Source organism: Pseudomonas sp. IPO3778 (assembly GCF_013386825.1).
Lineage (GTDB): Bacteria > Pseudomonadota > Gammaproteobacteria > Pseudomonadales > Pseudomonadaceae > Aquipseudomonas.
Genome location: NZ_JACARC010000005.1, coordinates 22,018 through 37,128, shown reverse-complemented (window position 1 = coordinate 37,128; position 15,111 = coordinate 22,018). Strand labels below are relative to the sequence as shown.

Sequence of the window (15,111 nt, the reverse complement as noted above, 5' to 3'; positions counted from 1 at the left end):
TCAGCGCTCCAAAAGGTCCAGCGCCACATCCACAATCATGTCCTCCTGCCCGCCCACCATCCGGCGTTTGCCCAGCTCCACCAGAATGTCCACGGCCTTCAAGCCATACCGCGCCGCCGCGACTTCGGCGTGGCGCAAAAAGCTCGAATACACCCCGGCATACCCCAGCGCCAGGGTCTCGCGGTCGACTCGCACCGGGCGGTCCTGCAACGGCCGCACGATGTCATCGGCAGCGTCCATCAGCGCATACAGGTCGGTGCCATGGTTCCAGCCCATGCGGTCGGCCGCGGCGATGAACACTTCCAGCGGCGCATTGCCCGCACCGGCGCCCATGCCGGCAAGGCTCGCATCGATACGGTCGCAACCCTCCTCCACCGCCACGATGGAATTGGCCACCCCCAGGGACAGGTTGTGGTGCGCATGCATGCCGGTTTCTGTCTCGGGCTTGAGCACGGCTTTAACCGCACGAAAGCGCTCGCGAATGTCCTGCATGCTCATGGCGCCACCGGAGTCCACCACGTAGATGCAGGTGGCGCCGTAGTTCTCCATTTTCTTGGCTTCCAGCGCCAGGTTCTGTGGGCTGGTGAGGTGGCTCATCATCAGGAAGCCCACCGTGTCCATGCCCAGGGTGCGCGCGTATTCAAGGTGCTGGCGGGCGCAGTCGGCCTCGGTGCAATGGGTGGCCACCCGCACCACCCGCGCCCCGGCGTTGTACGCGGCCTTGAGGTCGTGCACGGTGCCGATGCCCGGCAGCAACAGGGTGGCAACCTTGGCGTGGCTGATCACATCGCTGACGGCCTCAATCCACTCCAGATCGGTGTGGGCACCAAAGCCGTAGTTGAAACTGGAACCTTGCAGGCCGTCACCATGGGCCACTTCGATGGAGTCGACACGGGCCTTGTCCAGCGCACGGGCGATGGTCTGCATGTTGTCGATCGAATACTGATGCCGCACCGCATGGCAGCCGTCACGCAGGGTGACGTCACTGATGTAGAGCTTCTTGCCGGGATCAAATGTCATGTCGTGTGCCTCACAATGCCATCGACTGCGCCATGCGTTCGGCGGTGGCCAACGCAGCGGAGGTCATGATGTCGAGATTGCCGGCGTAGGCTGGCAGGTAATGGGCGGCGCCCTCGACTTCGAGGAACACCGTGGTCTTCAAGCCGCTGAAACGCCCCAGGCCTGGAATGTTCAGCGGCGCCTCGGCGGGGATCACCTCGAACTGGACCTTTTGCTTGAGGCGATACCCCGGCACATACGCGGTCACGGCGCTGGCCATGTCCTCGATGGAGGCTTCGATCTCGCCCTGGTCTGCCGCTTCCGACAATACGTACACGGTGTCGCGCATCATCAACGGCGGCTCGGCCGGGTTGAGCACGATGATCGCCTTGCCCTTGCGCGCCCCGCCTACCGCTTCGATAGCCTGGGCGGTGGTTTCGGTGAACTCGTCGATGTTCGCCCGGGTGCCGGGGCCGGCGGATTTGCTGCTGATGGAAGCGATGATTTCCGCGTAGTGCACCTTGGCCACCCGGGACACCGCCGCCACCATCGGAATGGTCGCCTGGCCGCCGCAGGTCACCATGTTGACGTTGAGTGCCGACAGGTTGGCATCCAGGTTCACCACCGGCACGCAGTACGGGCCGATGGCGGCCGGGGTCAGGTCGATCAGGCGGATGCCGGGCTTGTGCCGGCGCAAAAAGGCATCGTTCTGCACGTGGGCGGTGGCCGAAGTGGCGTCAAACACGAAGTCGATGTCGGCAAATTCCGGCAGCGTCACCAAGCCTTCAACGCCCTCGTGGGTGGTCGCCACACCGAGGCGCCGCGCGCGCTCCAGGCCGTCGGAGGCGGCGTCGATACCGACCATCACCGCCATCTGCAGGTGCTTACCGTGACGCAGGATCTTGATCATCAGGTCAGTGCCGATATTGCCGGAGCCGATGATTGCGACGTTCTTTTTATGCTCACTCATCTCAGCGCCCCAAAGCCTTGGCGGTTTTACCGGCGATGCCGAATTGGGTTTTCGGCACTTCGGTGATGATCACCCGCACCGATTCCGGCGGGGCCTGGATCGACTCAATCGCGGCGTGGGTCAAGGCCTCGATCAGCCGCGCCTTCTGTTCGTCGTCGCGGCCTTCCATCAGAAAAACTTGCATGATCGGCATGGTGGTTTCCTCACGCAGATTTGGAGGCAAAGCGCATGGAAACGCTGCCCAGGTGCTGGTAGCGCACGGTGATCTGGTCACCCGCCTCTACCGCGATGGCTTCGGTGACGCCGCCGGTCATGATGAAGGTACCGGCGGGCAATTCCTTGCCCTGGGCGGCGAGCATATTGGCGAGCATCGCCACGCTTTGGGCCGGGTGGCCGAGTACGGCGGCACCGGCAGCAGTGGCGACCACTTCGCCGTTTTTCTCCATCACCACGCCGAGGCATTTCAGGTCGAGGCCCAGCGGGCTGCGAGCCTGGCCGCCGGTGACGAAGCGCGCGGACGAGGTGTTGTCGGCGATCACGCTCTTGAGGTCGAAGCGGAAGTTTTCGTAGCGTGAGTCGATCACTTCGACCGCCGGCAGGATGAAGTCGGTGGCCGCCAATACGTCGCCCACGTGCACGCCCGGGCCTTTCAGCGGGTGCTTGAGTACGAAGGCGATTTCGGCTTCAACCTTGGGATGAATCAGCGTGTCGACGTCGATCACCGAGCCATCCGCGCAGGAGCCGTAGTCGGTCAGAAAGCCGTGGATCGGCTCGGTCACGCCCATCTGCTTCATCTTGGCAAACGAGGTGAGGCCCATTTTCAGGCCGACGATGCGCACGCCACGCGCTTCTTTGTTGGCGCGGATCGCGTCCTGGATGGCATAGGCATCTTCCCAGTCCATGTCGGGATGGGCATCGGTGATCTTAGCCACGGCTTCGCGGTTAAGCTCGGCGTTTTCCAGGTGGGTGGCCAGTTCGGCGAGGGTGGTTGCTGACAGATTCATGGGGGTGTCCTTCAAACAAAACGAACGGAAGCCGAGCCGATACCGCCCAGGCTCATGCGCAGTTGATCACCGGGTTGCACCGGGACCATGGCGGCCAGGGAGCCGGACAAAATCACTTCACCTTTTTTCAAGCCGATGCCCAGTTGCCCCAGGGTGTTGGCCAGCCACACCACGGCATTTACCGGGTGGCCGAGGGCGGCGGCACCGGCGCCGGTGGCGACGATTTCGCCGTTCTTTTCCAAGGTCATGCCGACGCAGGCCAGGTCGATATCCAGCGGGTCGACCGCGCCGTCACCCAGCACAAACGCGGCGGCGGACGCGTTGTCGGCCACGGTGTCCTGGATCTTGATTTTCCAGTCCTTGATCCGCGAGTCGACGATCTCGAAGCACGGCATCACATACGCCGTGGCACGGATCACATCGGCCGCCGTCACGCCGGGGCCCATCAGGTCGGCCTTGAGCACAAAGGCAATTTCGCCTTCGGCCTTGGGCGCGATGAAATCGGCACAGGCCAGGGCGGCGCCATCGCTGACCAGCATGCCGCTGAGCAGGTGGCCGAAGTCCGGCTGGTCGACGCCGAGCATGTCCATCACCACTTGGCTGGTGACCCCGATTTTCTTGCCGATCACGGTTTGCCCGGCATCCAGGCGCGGTTGCAGCATGGCCAGTTGGATCTGGTAGGCGTCGGCCACGCTCAACGCCGGGAATTGCTCGGTGAGCGGTGCCAGCGGTTTCCTGTCGGTGAGCGCTTGGTGCAACTGCGCGCCGAGGTGGTTGAGGTTCGTCATGGCAGTACTCACAGGCGGATGCACACGTTGCGCAGTTCGGTGTAGAACTCCAGGGAATGCACCCCGCCTTCGCGGCCGATGCCCGACTGCTTGGCGCCCCCGAAGGCGGTGCGCAGGTCCCGCAGGAACCACGCGTTGATCCAGCAGATGCCCACGTCGAGTGCCGCGCCCATGCGGTGGGCGACTTGCAGATTGCTGGTCCACACGCTGGCGGCGAGGCCGTAGGGTGTGTCGTTGACCAGGCGCACCACTTCGTCTTCATCGTCAAAGGGCGCGATGTGGCAGCACGGGCCGAAAATTTCTTCGCGCACCACGGCGGAGTCTTCCGACAGGCCGGTCCAAATGGTGGGCTGCACCCAGGCGCCTTCGGCGAGGTGGGCAGGCATGTCCGGGATGCCGCCGCCGGTGACCACGGTGGCGCCGTCTTGGGCAGCCTGCTGGTAATAGCCCAGCACTTTTTGCCGATGACCGACCGACACCAGCGGGCCCATGGTCACGCCTGGCTCATTCGGCGGGCCGACCTTGATCGCTTCGGCGCGTACCTTGAGGGCGGCAACAAAGGCGTCGAACAACGGGCGTTGCACGTACACGCGCTCGGTGCCAAGGCACACCTGGCCGCTGTTTTCGAACACGGCGCGGGCGATGCCGGCCACGGCTTTGTCCAGGTCGGCGTCGGCAAAAATCACCCCGGCGTTCTTGCCGCCCAACTCCAGCGACACCGGGCGTACGCCCTTGGAGGCGGCTTTCATGATCGCCTCGCCGGTGCCGGTTTCACCGGTGAAGGTGATGCCGTCGACGTCCGGGTGTTCAGTGAGGAAGGCACCGGCGGAGTGCTCGCCAAACCCGTGGACCACGTTGTACACGCCCGCCGGCACACCGGCGTCGCGCATCACTTCGCCGAGCAAGGTGGCGGTGGCCGGGGTTTCTTCCGAGGGTTTGACCACCACGGTGTTGCCGCAGGCCAGGGCCGGGCCGACCTTCCATGTCATCAGCAGCAGCGGCAGGTTCCAGGGGCAGATCACCCCGATCACGCCCCGCGGGTTGCGCACGGCGTAGTTGACTGCCTTGCCGCCGTCGGGGGTGTCCATGGTGAAGCTTTCGGTGGGCACGTTGCGGATCAGGTCGGCGAACACCTTGAAGTTGGCGGCGCCGCGCGGGATGTCCAGGTGGCTGGCCAGGGCATGGGGTTTGCCGGTGTCGGCGATTTCGGCGGCCACGAATGCTTCGGCGCGCTGCTCGATACCGTCGGCCACCTTATGCAGCAACGCGGTGCGCTGGGCGATGGTCATCTTGCCCCACGGGCCATTCAGGGCGGCGCGGGCGGCCTTGACGGCGGCGTCCACTTGTTCGCGGCCGGCTTCGTGGACCTGGCCGATCACACTGTTGTCGGCGGGGTTGCGGTTGTCGAAGGTGCGCACACCTTCAACCCATTGGTTGTCGATAAAGTTGTGAAAATGCTGGGTCATGGTTGGCGCTCTTCTCTTGTTATCAGGTTCAGCTCGGCATCGCCGGCCGTCAGGTAGTCCCACATGCGTTCGAAGATCCGGCCGCTGTTGGTCGACCGTTGCCGGGCCTCTTCGGGGCTCAGCCGTGGCGCGTGGTCGGCCAGGCCGGTGGCCAGCAGTTGCAGTTCGATGCGGGCGGCGTCTTCGAGGTAAAAGTTGAGGGTCAGCGCTTCCACCAGCGAGCCGCCGACCACGATGGCGCCGTTGCCGCGCATCACCAGGGCCTGGGCGTTGCCCAGTTGCGCGGCGAGTGCCGCGGCCTGGGTGTCGTCGCGCAGCAGTTGCGGGTCATCCCACAGCGGCACGCCGTTTTTGAAATAGGCGCCCATGCCGTGACGCAGCTGGGGCGTGAGGCCGGCGCACGACAGGCTCATCACCTGCATCGGCATGCTGCGAATCACCGCCTGCACATCGGCGCGGCGCTGGTAAATCTGTTGGTGGATGCGCACCTCGCCCAGCACGCCTTCCGGCAGCGGGCCGTGCACCGGCACCACCGTGCCGGGCTCGCCGGGCTGGATCAGGCCCATGGGTTTGGCGGCGCACACCAGAAAGCTGTCGGCATCCAGGCGCAGGCTGCAATGGCCATAGGCGTGGACAAACCCGGCCCGGGCCAGGGCGCGGGCAGCCACGCGCACTTCGGCCTGCTGGCTTAACGTGCTCATAACTTGAACTCCGGAATATCCGGCTTCGAGCCCCAGGCGCAGAACGACGTGGTGGCCAGGGGGAACTGCCGGGGCTGGTGAGTGGCGTCGTCTTCCGGGGCGATGTGGCTGACCCCGGTGGAATATTCGTAGGTCATGCCGTCCGGGCCTTCGAAGTACAGGAACATCGCCCCCGACGTGGGGTGGCGGCCCGGGCCGAACAGGATCTTGATCCCGCGGTCCTTCAGGAAGTACCAGGCGCGCATCACGTCATCGATGCTTTCCACCTGGTGGTTGATGTGCTGCACGCCGGCATGGCTGGAGGGAAACAGGGCGATCTTGTGGTGCACGTCATCGATGCGCAGCAATGGCGCTTCACCGATGCGGTCGCTGACCCGGGCGTTGGCCAATTGGGTCCAGAAGGCTTCATCGCGCTTGGCATTGGTGGTGCGCAGGCCGATATGACTGAAGCCGGTGATGCCGGCGTCGCGGCTGGCGAAATAGCGGCTGCCGCTGGCGTGGGGGCGCAGCACCAGTTCGATGTGGTTGCCGCTGGGGTCGCGAAAGTGGATCAGCTCGTTGACATGGCGCACCTCGGCCTCTTCGCGGCTGCCGTGGCGCACGGCATAACCGTTGTCTTCAAGCAGCTGGGCGGCGTGGTCGAGTTCATTCGAGTCAGTGACTTCGAACGCGGTGGTGGTTTCCCGGGGGTCGCCTTCGTAGTAGCACAGGGTGTGGTCGCGGCTGTCGGAGCGGAAATAGATCGCGCCGTTGGCCTCGCGGGCCACTTGCAGACCGAGCATCTGCGTGGCGTACAACTTGGCCTGGGCAAGGTCCGCCGTGCCCAGACGCACATAGCGGATGTCATGCAGATTGATCATGAAGGGGCCTCTTGGTTTTATTCTTGTCTGGACACAATCCTCGCCGTCGGGCACAAATAGCAGAAGCGAATTCTAGTTATTCAATCTATTTGATTTGGTTATAGTCATGCGCACAGATCTGAACCTGCTACGGGTGCTGTTGGCCATTCACGATTGCGGCAATGTCACGGCCGCGGCCAAGCGCCTGGGCATGAGCCAGCCCGCGGCCAGTGCGGCGTTATCGCGGTTGCGCCACTCCCTGGGCGACCCGCTCTTTGTGCGCAGCGGCACCGCCATGGAGCCCACGCCACGGGCGCGCAGCATCGTCGAGCGCACCCGGGAAGTGATCGCCACCATCGACCAGGAAATCCTCCCCAGCCCCACCTTCGACCCGGCCGAGAGCCGCGACGAAGTCACTTTCTGCCTCAGCGAAATCGGCGAAGTGGTGTTCCTCCCCGCCCTCTTCGACCGCCTGCGCAGCACGGCGCCCCACGTGAAAATCCGCTGCCTGAGCCTGGGGCCCAAAGACCTGCTGGAAGCCTTGCGCGAAGGCAAGGTGGACGCGGCGTTGGGCTACTTCCCCGACCTGGATGCGCCGAACATCTACCAGCAGCGACTGTTTTCCCACGACCTGGTGTGCCTTATCCGACGTGACCACCGCATCACCGACGCGCGGATGTCCCTGCAGGACTTCTGCGAGCTGGAACACCTGCAGGTACGCGACGGCAGCCGCAGCCAGGAGATGTATGAAAGCTTCCTGGCCGAGCAGGGAATCGAACGCAAGATCGTCCTGCAAATGTCCCATTACATGAGCATGGCGGCGATTATCGAGCGCTCGGACCTGGTGGCGGTCTTGCCGCGCACCGTGGCCAATCTGTATGTGCAGTACTCATCGGTGAGGCCGATCGAGCCGCCGGTGGAGATCCCGCCGTACAGCTTGAAACACCATTGGCATGCGCGGAATCAGAAGGATCCACGGCATCTTTGGTTGAGGAAGCAGGTGGTGGAGTTGTTTGGGGGGGAGTGAGCATCCATCAAATGTAGGAGCCGGGCTTGCCCGCGATGCAGGCACCGCGGTGTGTCAGGTAGACCGCGGTGATGCTATCGCAGGCAAGCCAGCTCCCACAGGGGTTCGGTGTTGTTGCTGACAGTGGTGAAGGATCAATACCGCCAATGCCCCGGCACCCACAACCACTGCCCATTCCCCCAACGATAGTGCCCCCGCACCCACTGATACCCCGGCGCCGGTGCCACCGGCACCACTTCAACCAAGGGCGGCGGACGACGCGGGTGAACAGGTTCGACAATACAACCGGATAACGCAGCCGCCATCAACGTGGCGGTCAGCGTGGCTTTGAATAGGCGGGACATGGTGCGGTTCCCCAATGAGACTAGCCGTCGCCTGAGTGGCGGGCTTACCGGGGTTAAACGTCGTCAGCCGGGAAAATCCGTCGCCGGTCTCGTCAAACTCGTTCCCACGCTCAGCGTGGGAATGCATCCCGTGACGCTCCGCGTCACCCCTGCGCAAGAGCTGATCCTTGCATCGCCAGTGGGACGCAGAGCGTCCGAGGCGGCATTCCCACGCAGAGCGTAGGAACGATCAGCGCCCGTCTCAGTTCTTTTTAGCGAGTTTGCCCTTCGCCTGCCCCTTCATATACAACGCCTCCACCAACCGCTGGCGCTCATCCCGGGGCAAGGTGCTGGCGAACTGCGCGAGGGTGTTGTCCACCAGCGCCCGGAGCGCCATGTCCGCCTCGCGGGCCTTGCCCAAGTCCGTCACCAAGGCCTCACGGTCCAGGGTCGGCGCTTCCAGTTGCTTGATCACATCCAGCCGTGCCTCGCGCCCGGCGAGCACCAGCGGTTGACTGTCCGAGCGATTCTGACGCAACAGCTGGCGCAGTTCCTTGCGCCGCTCCGGCGGCAGCTTGACCATCGCCTGACGCAGACCGTGCTGGTTCACCACCGCCTCGGCGGGCCTGGCATTCGCCAGCCAGTGGTACAGGCCACCGCCGACACCGCCGATCAAAAACACGTTGAACAACACCGACACAACCAACAGCGGCTTCAGGTACTTGGGTGACGGGGTCATTGCTCGCTTTCCTCGGCGTTGACGGTGAAGACGACTTCGGCATCGCCCTGGTCGAAGACGCTCGGCAGGACTTCAGGGCCGAGCATGGGCAGCGGCACGCTCAAGGACGCCACCAGGATTCCGGCGGCAATCCCGGCGATGCCCACGCCGACGAAACCGGCGGGCGACAGCCAGCCGGCATAGCGCGCCCAGAAGGACGGGCGCCGGGGAAATGACTGGCGAATCTGCCGCGCCAGCGCCGGGTCGACGGGCGCCAGTTGATAGCCGTCCAACTGGCCATCGAGCCAGCGCGCCTGATGCAGCACCTCAAGGAGGCTGGCATCGCCTGCATCCAGCAGTGCCTGGGCCTGGGCCTGTTCGGCCTGGGGCCAACGGCGCAAGTGGCCGCCGTAAGCCTCGGCCAATTGGGCAAATCGTTCGGGCGTCATGGTTTTCCCCTTCCTGGGCGGGCGGGCCCGGGTGTGTCGTCAAGGTAACTGCGCAAGTTGCGCCGGCCCCGTGACAGCAAGCTCTCCAGTGCCTCGACGCTGATGTTCATCAGCGCCGCGGCGTCGATATTCGACAGCTCTTGATAGTACTGCAGCACAATCGCTTCACGCTGGCGGTCAGGCAGCGACGCCAACGCCTGCGCCATATGCTCGCTGCGGGCGGCCGCTTCCAGCTGTTCATCGGGTGCTGGTGCGCTGTCGACCACGTCGTTCATGGCCTCCTCGTCGTTCAACGGGCGCTCCTTGCGCCGACGCAAATGGTCATGGCACAGGTTGAGCACCACCCGGTGCAGCCAGGTGTCAAAGCGCGCTTCGCCACTGCGCCAGTTCGCGGCCTGGCGCCAGATACGCAGGAAGCTTTCCTGGGCCACGTCCCTGGCCTCGTCGGCATCCCCGAGGATCCGACTGGCGAGCGCGAGCAAACGCGGCAGTTTGCGCGTCACCATTTCGTTGATGGCCGCCGGTTCGTTGTTACCGATGCGGGCCAACAGCTCAACGTCCGGATCAGTGTCTTTCAATAGGGCAAGTCTCGGTCCGGTGGCTAAGGGTCAGGTTGACGGGACGGTCAGCGGATCCAGTGCCCTTCCATCCAGTACCAGTTGGGGCCGCGCGATTCCCAATGGCCGGGTTCCCAGCGGGCGTTGCGCATCACCGGCTGCCAATGGCCCGGCACCCATGCATAGCCGCGGCCTTCATAACGCCAGTGCCCACGGTCCCACACGTAGCCCGGTCGCTCGACGGGAACGGCCTCGACACGCATCGGCGGTGGCGCTTCGCGGATGATCACTTCGGTCTGGGCAAAGGTCGGCGTACTGACCAGGGCGGCGAATGCCAACGGGATCAACAAGGCATAACGTAAGGTGGCCAGCGGTCGTGCAAGTCTCATGACAACTCCTTCATCGGCGATCGCCAGTGATCGCAGCTGTAGGGTTGAACGGCGGGTGTCCGAAAAATCCGTCGCAACAAAATGAACTTTTTATCGCGACCGTTCAGGACGGCAGACAGGGCCAGTATTGCCCAGGGTGTGCGGGAGTTTGATGAAATATGCAAAAAGTCGCGACGGATTTGGCCAGATGGCCGCGTTCAAGGGTTAACCGTTGGCAATCGGCAGGTTTATCTGTTGATCGGCAACGTTCACTACCTTGAGGAAATCACCATGTCTCGTCGAATTTCACTGCTGGTTGCCGCTGTCTTGCTCATGAACCTTGGCGGCTGCGTGTTCCTGCCGGGCCACCGCGAGCATTGCTGCTGGCGCGGTTACGGGGTGGTGACCACCCCGACGGCACAAGCCATTTCCTGAGCCGTTAACTGACCGCCGCAAACCCTCTGCGCCCGGCCTTGATCTCGGTGCGCAGTTCGCCAATGAGGTTTGAGATGGAACGGATGCTGTCCAGACCTTGCGGGGAAACACGGGTCAGCAGCAGGTCGACGCGCCCGGAGGCCGGGTCGAAGATATTGATGCGCAACGAACCGTCGCTGTTCAACGAGCAGTCACAGGCCAGCGGCAGAAAGCCGGACTCCATGATGTGGCGCAACTCGGCTATCGAAACCATGCAAACACCCTTCCCTGTACCGGGCTCGGAGGACGTGATCCGTCTAGGGTAGATGAGCTTTTTAAACCCGCTAGGGAATTAAGTCGAAAGTGATACTTAGTGCGCATTTTGACTAAAACCGCTGGTGGGCTGACGCCAGAAAAACCACACCGCGACCTCTCATCCGATGCCGCGCGAAGGGCTTGATTCCTGGCGATGATGGCCAGATGCTCTGGTTTTTTGCCACCACCGAGAGCACCCCGCATGAGCATCGAGCCGCCGAGCGAACCCGACAGCGCCGTGTACAAGACGTTACTGGAGTCGACCAAGGCCATTCCCTGGCGTATCGACTGGGCAACCATGACGTTCAGCTACATCGGCCCGCAAATCGAGGCGCTGCTGGGCTGGACACCCCAGAGCTGGGCCACCGTGGACGACTGGGTGGAACGCATGCACCCGGACGACCGCGAGTACGTCGTCAACTTCTGCGTCTCCCAGTCCCGTGCCGGGGTCGATCATGAAGCCGATTACCGCGCGCTGACCGCCAGTGGCGAGTACGTATGGATCCGCGACGTGGTGCATGTGGAGCGCAAGGACGGCGAGGTGCAGGCGCTGATCGGCTTTATGTTCGATATCAGCGAGCGCAAGAAGACCGAAGAACACCTGATTCGCCTGCAAAAACAGCTGGAGGAATATTCCTTCCAGGACGGCCTGACCGGCATCGCCAACCGGCGCATGTTCGACACCGTGCTGGCCAGGGAATGGACCAGCGCCCAGCGCAGCCAACTGCCGCTGTCATTGATCCTGTTGGATATCGACTACTTCAAGCAGTACAACGACCTCTACGGCCACATCAAGGGCGACGAATGCCTGCGCCAGGTGGCACGCACGCTGTCGCAGGCGGCCAACCGGCCACGGGATTTCATTGCGCGCATCGGCGGTGAGGAGTTTGTGTGGTTGCTGCCGGAAACCGATGCCGAATCCGCCCGGCGCGTGGCCGAACGCTGCCTGCACCTGATACGCCAACAGCAGATCGACCACGGGCATTCGGCGGTGTCGAACCTGCTGACGCTGAGCCTGGGGGTGGGCACTTGCACGGTAAAACCGGGGAGCGTTGCACTGGCGTTTGTCGAAGCGGTCGACAAGTTGCTGTACCAGGCCAAACGCAATGGCCGGATGCGCGCAGAGTTTGCCGACGTGGCGGATTGATACACAGGTCAAATCGCGGGCAAAAAAAATCCCAAGTAGCTGATGGAAACTTGGGATTTAAAAATGCATAAACCGTGGGAGGTGAACGCAGGGCTATATTACCGAGGGGGAAAACTTGTAACAAGATAATTTTCAACCTTTCGTCGGATTAAAACAGCGCTAAGTCATTCAATAACCACACATTTTTAATGGATCCGATTATCAAAATTGCCACTTTTTGGTGCAATGGCACGCGCCATTAAACAAACTTGCGCTGTTTAATTCCGCGATAAAAACAAGGTTATTGATTAAAAGTGCCTGGGCTTCTTCAGGTAATGCTCACTCAAGTGCCTGCAGGGGTCCACCAGCACCAGTTCGTCCTGGGGCGTGGTGCGTGAAACACTGGCCGCCTGACGGCATAACGCCAGGCGCTCCGCCGCCTCTTCCCGCTGCCGGTCAACCTGGGCATTGAGCCGGACGAAATAGGCCCCCAGCACCACCGCCACACACAGAACCCCGATGACGAAATGGCGAAAGGCATTGGATTGAGGGGGTTCCAGCTGACTCATACACTCATTGCACCTTGTGTTTCTGATAACGGACGTCGTCGCCCTCGGCTGTGTCGACCACTGACCAACCAAGCCGTTGGTAAAAGCCATTGGCCCGGACCTGATCGCGCCCGTCGGTGATCAGGAATAGCGTGTCGTGGCGTTCGAACAACGCCGCCTCCGCCACTGCCATCAATTGACGGCCTAACCCGAGGTTCTCGTGGGACGGCAACACAAACAGCGCGAACACCTCGCCGTCGGCAAGATCGACCATCGAGAACGCGACGGGCGTGCCCTTCATTTCAGCAAGCCACACACAGGGAGCCTCGCGCATGCTGTCGGCAACAACCTGCGGGGTAATACCCAGCTCGGCCATCTGCTCGCGGCTTAGATGGTTCTGCACCACCGCCGTGCGAATCTCGAAAATGACCTCGATATCGTCCGGGGTTGCCACTCGTATAACCGTCCCCATGTGCACCGCCTCCCAATGAGACGCTCAATTGTATGTAAATTGAAACACATGGGTTGTGTTGGATTTGTAAAACAGTCATTCACATCACGCGACCACGCACCATGTCGATAAATGCGCGCAAGCCTGAGGACACTTGTCGATGACGCGGGTAGTACAGGTGCAAGCCCTCGAACGGCGGCGTCCACTCCTCCAAGAGCCGCACCAGACGCCCGCTGGCGAGGTGCTCACGCACAAAATATTCGCTGGTAAAACCGATGCCCTCGCCTGTCAGCGCAGCATCGACGGCCAGGTTGTAACTGTTGACGGTCAGACGACCAGGCACATTAATGCGCTGGTCCTTGCCGTGCCGGGTGAATTCCCAGTGGTACAGCGCGCCGCTCGGATGACGAATGCGCACGCAGCTGTGGGCCAACAGGTCCGCAGGTGCACGCGGAAACGGACGCCCCTCAAGGTAAGACGGCGCAGCAAAGACCGCCATCGCGTGATGCGGCTCAAGCGGCACGGCAATCATGTCCTGAGGCACGGCCTCGGCATACCGCACACCGAGGTCGAAGCCTTGAGCAACAATGTCGCTCAGGCTGCCGTCGGCGAACAGGTCGATATTCATCTCGGGGTTTTGCGCCAGGAACCGCAGAATGATCGGCCCCAGGATAATTCGCGCCGCACCTTCAGAGGCATTGATGCGCAACGTACCCACCGGGGTGTCGCGAATCTGGTTCGCACCTTCAAGCGCGTCGTTCAGTTGGGCCAGTGCCGGTTCGATTCTGGCGAGAAATTCTTCCCCCGCAGGCGTCACCGATACGCTGCGGGTGGTACGGTTGAACAGCCGCAATCCAAGGCGTTGCTCAAGGGCAGAGATGGCCCGGCTCAATGCGGTCGGCGACATGTCCAGCGCCTGGGCCGCCGCGCGAAAACTTCGGTGCCGGGCCACCGCAAGGGCCGCGTGCAACTGATTGAAATCCTGGGTCATTATTATGCCGTTTTTCGCATTGATTCATGCCATCTGATGCGGATTGTTCCGCTGATCGCAAAGACCTAGATTAGCCGAACTCCACGCCAATCAACAGGTTTGCACCATGACCCGCCACTCCCTGCTCACCGGATTCACCAAAGCCACCACCGCCAGCGCCGTCATTGCCGGGGTTGACCTGAACGGCAAGCGCATCATCGTTACGGGAGGCGGCTCCGGGATCGGCATCGAGACAGCCCGAGTACTGGCCGCCGCAGGTGCCGAGGTGACGATTGCCGTACGCGATGTGCAGGCCGGCGCACGCGCGGCAGCACTCAACCAGCCGGTTCGCGGCGCGGGTTCGATCAAGGTGTCGCCACTCGATCTGCTTGACCGGGCCTCCATCGCACGTTTTGCCCGGCACTGGCAGGGACGGCTGGATGTGCTGGTCAACAATGCCGGAATCATGGCCCTGCCACAGATTCAACGCACCGCAGAAGGCTGGGAATTGCAGTTCGCAACCAACCATCTGGGGCATTTTGTCCTGACGGTGGGCTTGCACCGGGCGTTGGCCAGCGCCAACGGGGCACGCATTGTGTCGGTCAGTTCCAACGCCCACCGCATTTCGCCCATCGTGTTCGAAGACATCATGTTCGAGCGCCGGCCCTATGATGAATGGTCCGCGTATGGCCAATCGAAAACGGCCAACGTGTTGCTGGCCGTAGAGGCCGGCCGGCGATGGGAAGACGATGGGATTATCGCCAATGCGCTGATGCCGGGCGGGATTCGCACGCCGTTGCAGCGCCATCAAACCAGCCCGGAAATGCTCGAACTCCTTGCCAACTATCCATGGAAAACCCTGGAACAAGGCGCATCGACGTCGGTGCTGCTGGCCGCTTCGCCCCTGATCGAAGGGGTAACCGGACGCTATTTCGAAGACAACAACCAGGCACCACTGACGGACGTGGCAGATTCGGAAACCGGCGTACATGCACATGCTTTGGATCCGCAGGCAGCCGAGGCCTTGTGGGAACGGTCACTGCAACTGATCAACAACACCGCGCCCCTCTAGGAGAGC

At 62.6% G+C, this 15,111-nt stretch carries 21 protein-coding genes; 4 read left to right on the top strand and 17 right to left on the bottom strand.

Annotation, left to right across the window (positions count from 1 at the left end; genetic code table 11):
* From dmpG to HX855_RS00960, 8 genes are read right to left on the bottom strand one after another with little or no spacing between them, the layout of a single operon-like run.
* Positions 1-1,020, bottom strand: a complete 1,020-nt coding sequence (gene dmpG / locus HX855_RS00995) for a 4-hydroxy-2-oxovalerate aldolase (RefSeq protein WP_177089651.1) — start codon at positions 1,018-1,020, stop codon at positions 1-3.
* Between the two features lie 10 nt (positions 1,021-1,030).
* A complete protein-coding gene (locus tag HX855_RS00990; RefSeq protein ID WP_177089652.1) occupies positions 1,031-1,969 on the bottom strand; it encodes an acetaldehyde dehydrogenase (acetylating) in 939 nt (312 codons plus the stop codon).
* A 1-nt stretch (position 1,970) separates the two neighbouring features.
* Positions 1,971-2,162, bottom strand: coding sequence for a 2-hydroxymuconate tautomerase family protein (locus tag HX855_RS00985; protein WP_177089653.1), 192 nt, complete (start codon positions 2,160-2,162; stop codon positions 1,971-1,973).
* A 10-nt stretch (positions 2,163-2,172) separates the two neighbouring features.
* Complete coding sequence (gene dmpH / locus HX855_RS00980) at positions 2,173-2,973, bottom strand: 2-oxo-3-hexenedioate decarboxylase (RefSeq protein WP_177089654.1); 801 nt, start codon at positions 2,971-2,973, stop codon at positions 2,173-2,175.
* A gap of 11 nt (positions 2,974-2,984) precedes the next feature.
* Complete coding sequence (dmpE, locus tag HX855_RS00975; RefSeq protein ID WP_177089655.1) at positions 2,985-3,761, bottom strand: 2-oxopent-4-enoate hydratase; 777 nt, start codon at positions 3,759-3,761, stop codon at positions 2,985-2,987.
* An 8-nt stretch (positions 3,762-3,769) separates the two neighbouring features.
* Positions 3,770-5,227: a 2-hydroxymuconic semialdehyde dehydrogenase gene (locus tag HX855_RS00970; protein ID WP_177089656.1), complete on the bottom strand. Its 1,458-nt coding sequence runs from the start codon at positions 5,225-5,227 to the stop codon at positions 3,770-3,772.
* Positions 5,224-5,928, bottom strand: a complete 705-nt coding sequence (locus tag HX855_RS00965; RefSeq protein ID WP_177089657.1) for a class II aldolase/adducin family protein — start codon at positions 5,926-5,928, stop codon at positions 5,224-5,226. Before HX855_RS00965 ends, HX855_RS00970 begins: the two co-directional genes overlap by 4 nt.
* Positions 5,925-6,788, bottom strand: a complete 864-nt coding sequence (locus tag HX855_RS00960) for a VOC family protein (RefSeq protein WP_177089658.1) — start codon at positions 6,786-6,788, stop codon at positions 5,925-5,927. The genes HX855_RS00965 and HX855_RS00960 overlap by 4 nt, the downstream gene beginning before the upstream one ends.
* Positions 6,789-6,894: 106 nt before the next feature.
* Here HX855_RS00960 and HX855_RS00955 point away from each other — a divergent pair, with 106 nt between their 5' ends.
* Positions 6,895-7,794, top strand: coding sequence for a LysR family transcriptional regulator (locus HX855_RS00955; protein WP_177089659.1), 900 nt, complete (start codon positions 6,895-6,897; stop codon positions 7,792-7,794).
* Positions 7,795-7,928: 134 nt separating this feature from the next.
* Here HX855_RS00955 and HX855_RS00950 read toward each other — a convergent pair whose 3' ends face one another.
* The 5 genes from HX855_RS00950 to HX855_RS00930 form a co-directional block, all read right to left on the bottom strand.
* Positions 7,929-8,138 (bottom strand): YXWGXW repeat-containing protein, encoded by a 210-nt coding sequence (locus tag HX855_RS00950; RefSeq protein ID WP_081480101.1) that lies wholly within the window; start codon positions 8,136-8,138, stop codon positions 7,929-7,931.
* Positions 8,139-8,379: 241 nt separating this feature from the next.
* Positions 8,380-8,856: a periplasmic heavy metal sensor gene (locus HX855_RS00945; RefSeq protein WP_177089660.1), complete on the bottom strand. Its 477-nt coding sequence runs from the start codon at positions 8,854-8,856 to the stop codon at positions 8,380-8,382.
* Positions 8,853-9,284: a hypothetical protein gene (locus HX855_RS00940; RefSeq protein WP_177089661.1), complete on the bottom strand. Its 432-nt coding sequence runs from the start codon at positions 9,282-9,284 to the stop codon at positions 8,853-8,855. The genes HX855_RS00945 and HX855_RS00940 overlap by 4 nt, the downstream gene beginning before the upstream one ends.
* On the bottom strand, positions 9,281-9,862 hold the full coding sequence (locus HX855_RS00935; RefSeq protein WP_177089662.1) for an RNA polymerase sigma factor: 582 nt from the start codon (positions 9,860-9,862) through the stop codon (positions 9,281-9,283). Before HX855_RS00935 ends, HX855_RS00940 begins: the two co-directional genes overlap by 4 nt.
* 47 nt (positions 9,863-9,909) lie before the next feature.
* Positions 9,910-10,230, bottom strand: a complete 321-nt coding sequence (locus HX855_RS00930; protein WP_177089663.1) for a YXWGXW repeat-containing protein — start codon at positions 10,228-10,230, stop codon at positions 9,910-9,912.
* Positions 10,231-10,500: 270 nt separating this feature from the next.
* On the opposite strand from HX855_RS00930, the gene HX855_RS00925 reads away from it, so the two are divergent.
* On the top strand, positions 10,501-10,644 hold the full coding sequence (locus tag HX855_RS00925) for a hypothetical protein (protein WP_166742173.1): 144 nt from the start codon (positions 10,501-10,503) through the stop codon (positions 10,642-10,644).
* A gap of 4 nt (positions 10,645-10,648) precedes the next feature.
* Here HX855_RS00925 and HX855_RS00920 read toward each other — a convergent pair whose 3' ends face one another.
* Entirely contained in the window at positions 10,649-10,897 is a 249-nt protein-coding gene (locus HX855_RS00920; protein ID WP_177089664.1) for a DUF1652 domain-containing protein, read from the bottom strand.
* 243 nt (positions 10,898-11,140) lie between these two features.
* Here HX855_RS00920 and HX855_RS00915 point away from each other — a divergent pair, with 243 nt between their 5' ends.
* On the top strand, positions 11,141-12,085 hold the full coding sequence (locus HX855_RS00915; RefSeq protein ID WP_177089665.1) for a sensor domain-containing diguanylate cyclase: 945 nt from the start codon (positions 11,141-11,143) through the stop codon (positions 12,083-12,085).
* Positions 12,086-12,372: 287 nt separating this feature from the next.
* Here HX855_RS00915 and HX855_RS00910 read toward each other — a convergent pair whose 3' ends face one another.
* The 3 genes from HX855_RS00910 to HX855_RS00900 all read right to left on the bottom strand — a co-directional run bounded on the left by HX855_RS00910 (position 12,373) and on the right by HX855_RS00900 (position 14,054).
* Positions 12,373-12,633, bottom strand: a complete 261-nt coding sequence (locus tag HX855_RS00910; RefSeq protein ID WP_177089666.1) for a hypothetical protein — start codon at positions 12,631-12,633, stop codon at positions 12,373-12,375.
* A 4-nt stretch (positions 12,634-12,637) separates the two neighbouring features.
* The gene (locus HX855_RS00905; RefSeq protein WP_177089667.1) at positions 12,638-13,084 is read right to left on the bottom strand and encodes a GNAT family N-acetyltransferase; all 447 of its coding nucleotides are present in this window, start codon (positions 13,082-13,084) and stop codon (positions 12,638-12,640) included.
* Positions 13,085-13,163: 79 nt separating this feature from the next.
* A complete protein-coding gene (locus HX855_RS00900; RefSeq protein WP_177089668.1) occupies positions 13,164-14,054 on the bottom strand; it encodes a LysR family transcriptional regulator in 891 nt (296 codons plus the stop codon).
* Positions 14,055-14,160: 106 nt separating this feature from the next.
* Between HX855_RS00900 and HX855_RS00895 the strand changes: the two genes are divergently transcribed.
* Positions 14,161-15,105, top strand: a complete 945-nt coding sequence (locus tag HX855_RS00895) for an SDR family NAD(P)-dependent oxidoreductase (protein ID WP_177089669.1) — start codon at positions 14,161-14,163, stop codon at positions 15,103-15,105.
* The last annotated feature ends 6 nt before the right edge of the window (positions 15,106-15,111 follow it).

Excerpts from the sequence above, each read along its gene's own strand:
- dmpG (WP_177089651.1), bottom strand. The coding sequence starts at position 1,020 with ATGACATTTGATCCCGGCAAGAAGCTCTACATCAGTGACGTCACCCTG.
- HX855_RS00990 (WP_177089652.1), bottom strand. The coding sequence starts at position 1,969 with ATGAGTGAGCATAAAAAGAACGTCGCAATCATCGGCTCCGGCAATATC.
- HX855_RS00985 (WP_177089653.1), bottom strand. The coding sequence starts at position 2,162 with ATGCCGATCATGCAAGTTTTTCTGATGGAAGGCCGCGACGACGAACAG.
- dmpH (WP_177089654.1), bottom strand. The coding sequence starts at position 2,973 with ATGAATCTGTCAGCAACCACCCTCGCCGAACTGGCCACCCACCTGGAA.
- dmpE (WP_177089655.1), bottom strand. The coding sequence starts at position 3,761 with ATGACGAACCTCAACCACCTCGGCGCGCAGTTGCACCAAGCGCTCACC.
- HX855_RS00970 (WP_177089656.1), bottom strand. The coding sequence starts at position 5,227 with ATGACCCAGCATTTTCACAACTTTATCGACAACCAATGGGTTGAAGGT.
- HX855_RS00965 (WP_177089657.1), bottom strand. The coding sequence starts at position 5,928 with ATGAGCACGTTAAGCCAGCAGGCCGAAGTGCGCGTGGCTGCCCGCGCC.
- HX855_RS00960 (WP_177089658.1), bottom strand. The coding sequence starts at position 6,788 with ATGATCAATCTGCATGACATCCGCTATGTGCGTCTGGGCACGGCGGAC.
- HX855_RS00955 (WP_177089659.1), top strand. The coding sequence starts at position 6,895 with ATGCGCACAGATCTGAACCTGCTACGGGTGCTGTTGGCCATTCACGAT.
- HX855_RS00950 (WP_081480101.1), bottom strand. The coding sequence starts at position 8,138 with ATGTCCCGCCTATTCAAAGCCACGCTGACCGCCACGTTGATGGCGGCT.
- HX855_RS00945 (WP_177089660.1), bottom strand. The coding sequence starts at position 8,856 with ATGACCCCGTCACCCAAGTACCTGAAGCCGCTGTTGGTTGTGTCGGTG.
- HX855_RS00940 (WP_177089661.1), bottom strand. The coding sequence starts at position 9,284 with ATGACGCCCGAACGATTTGCCCAATTGGCCGAGGCTTACGGCGGCCAC.
- HX855_RS00930 (WP_177089663.1), bottom strand. The coding sequence starts at position 10,230 with ATGAGACTTGCACGACCGCTGGCCACCTTACGTTATGCCTTGTTGATC.
- HX855_RS00925 (WP_166742173.1), top strand. The coding sequence starts at position 10,501 with ATGTCTCGTCGAATTTCACTGCTGGTTGCCGCTGTCTTGCTCATGAAC.
- HX855_RS00920 (WP_177089664.1), bottom strand. The coding sequence starts at position 10,897 with ATGGTTTCGATAGCCGAGTTGCGCCACATCATGGAGTCCGGCTTTCTG.
- HX855_RS00915 (WP_177089665.1), top strand. The coding sequence starts at position 11,141 with ATGAGCATCGAGCCGCCGAGCGAACCCGACAGCGCCGTGTACAAGACG.
- HX855_RS00910 (WP_177089666.1), bottom strand. The coding sequence starts at position 12,633 with ATGAGTCAGCTGGAACCCCCTCAATCCAATGCCTTTCGCCATTTCGTC.
- HX855_RS00905 (WP_177089667.1), bottom strand. The coding sequence starts at position 13,084 with ATGGGGACGGTTATACGAGTGGCAACCCCGGACGATATCGAGGTCATT.
- HX855_RS00900 (WP_177089668.1), bottom strand. The coding sequence starts at position 14,054 with ATGACCCAGGATTTCAATCAGTTGCACGCGGCCCTTGCGGTGGCCCGG.
- HX855_RS00895 (WP_177089669.1), top strand. The coding sequence starts at position 14,161 with ATGACCCGCCACTCCCTGCTCACCGGATTCACCAAAGCCACCACCGCC.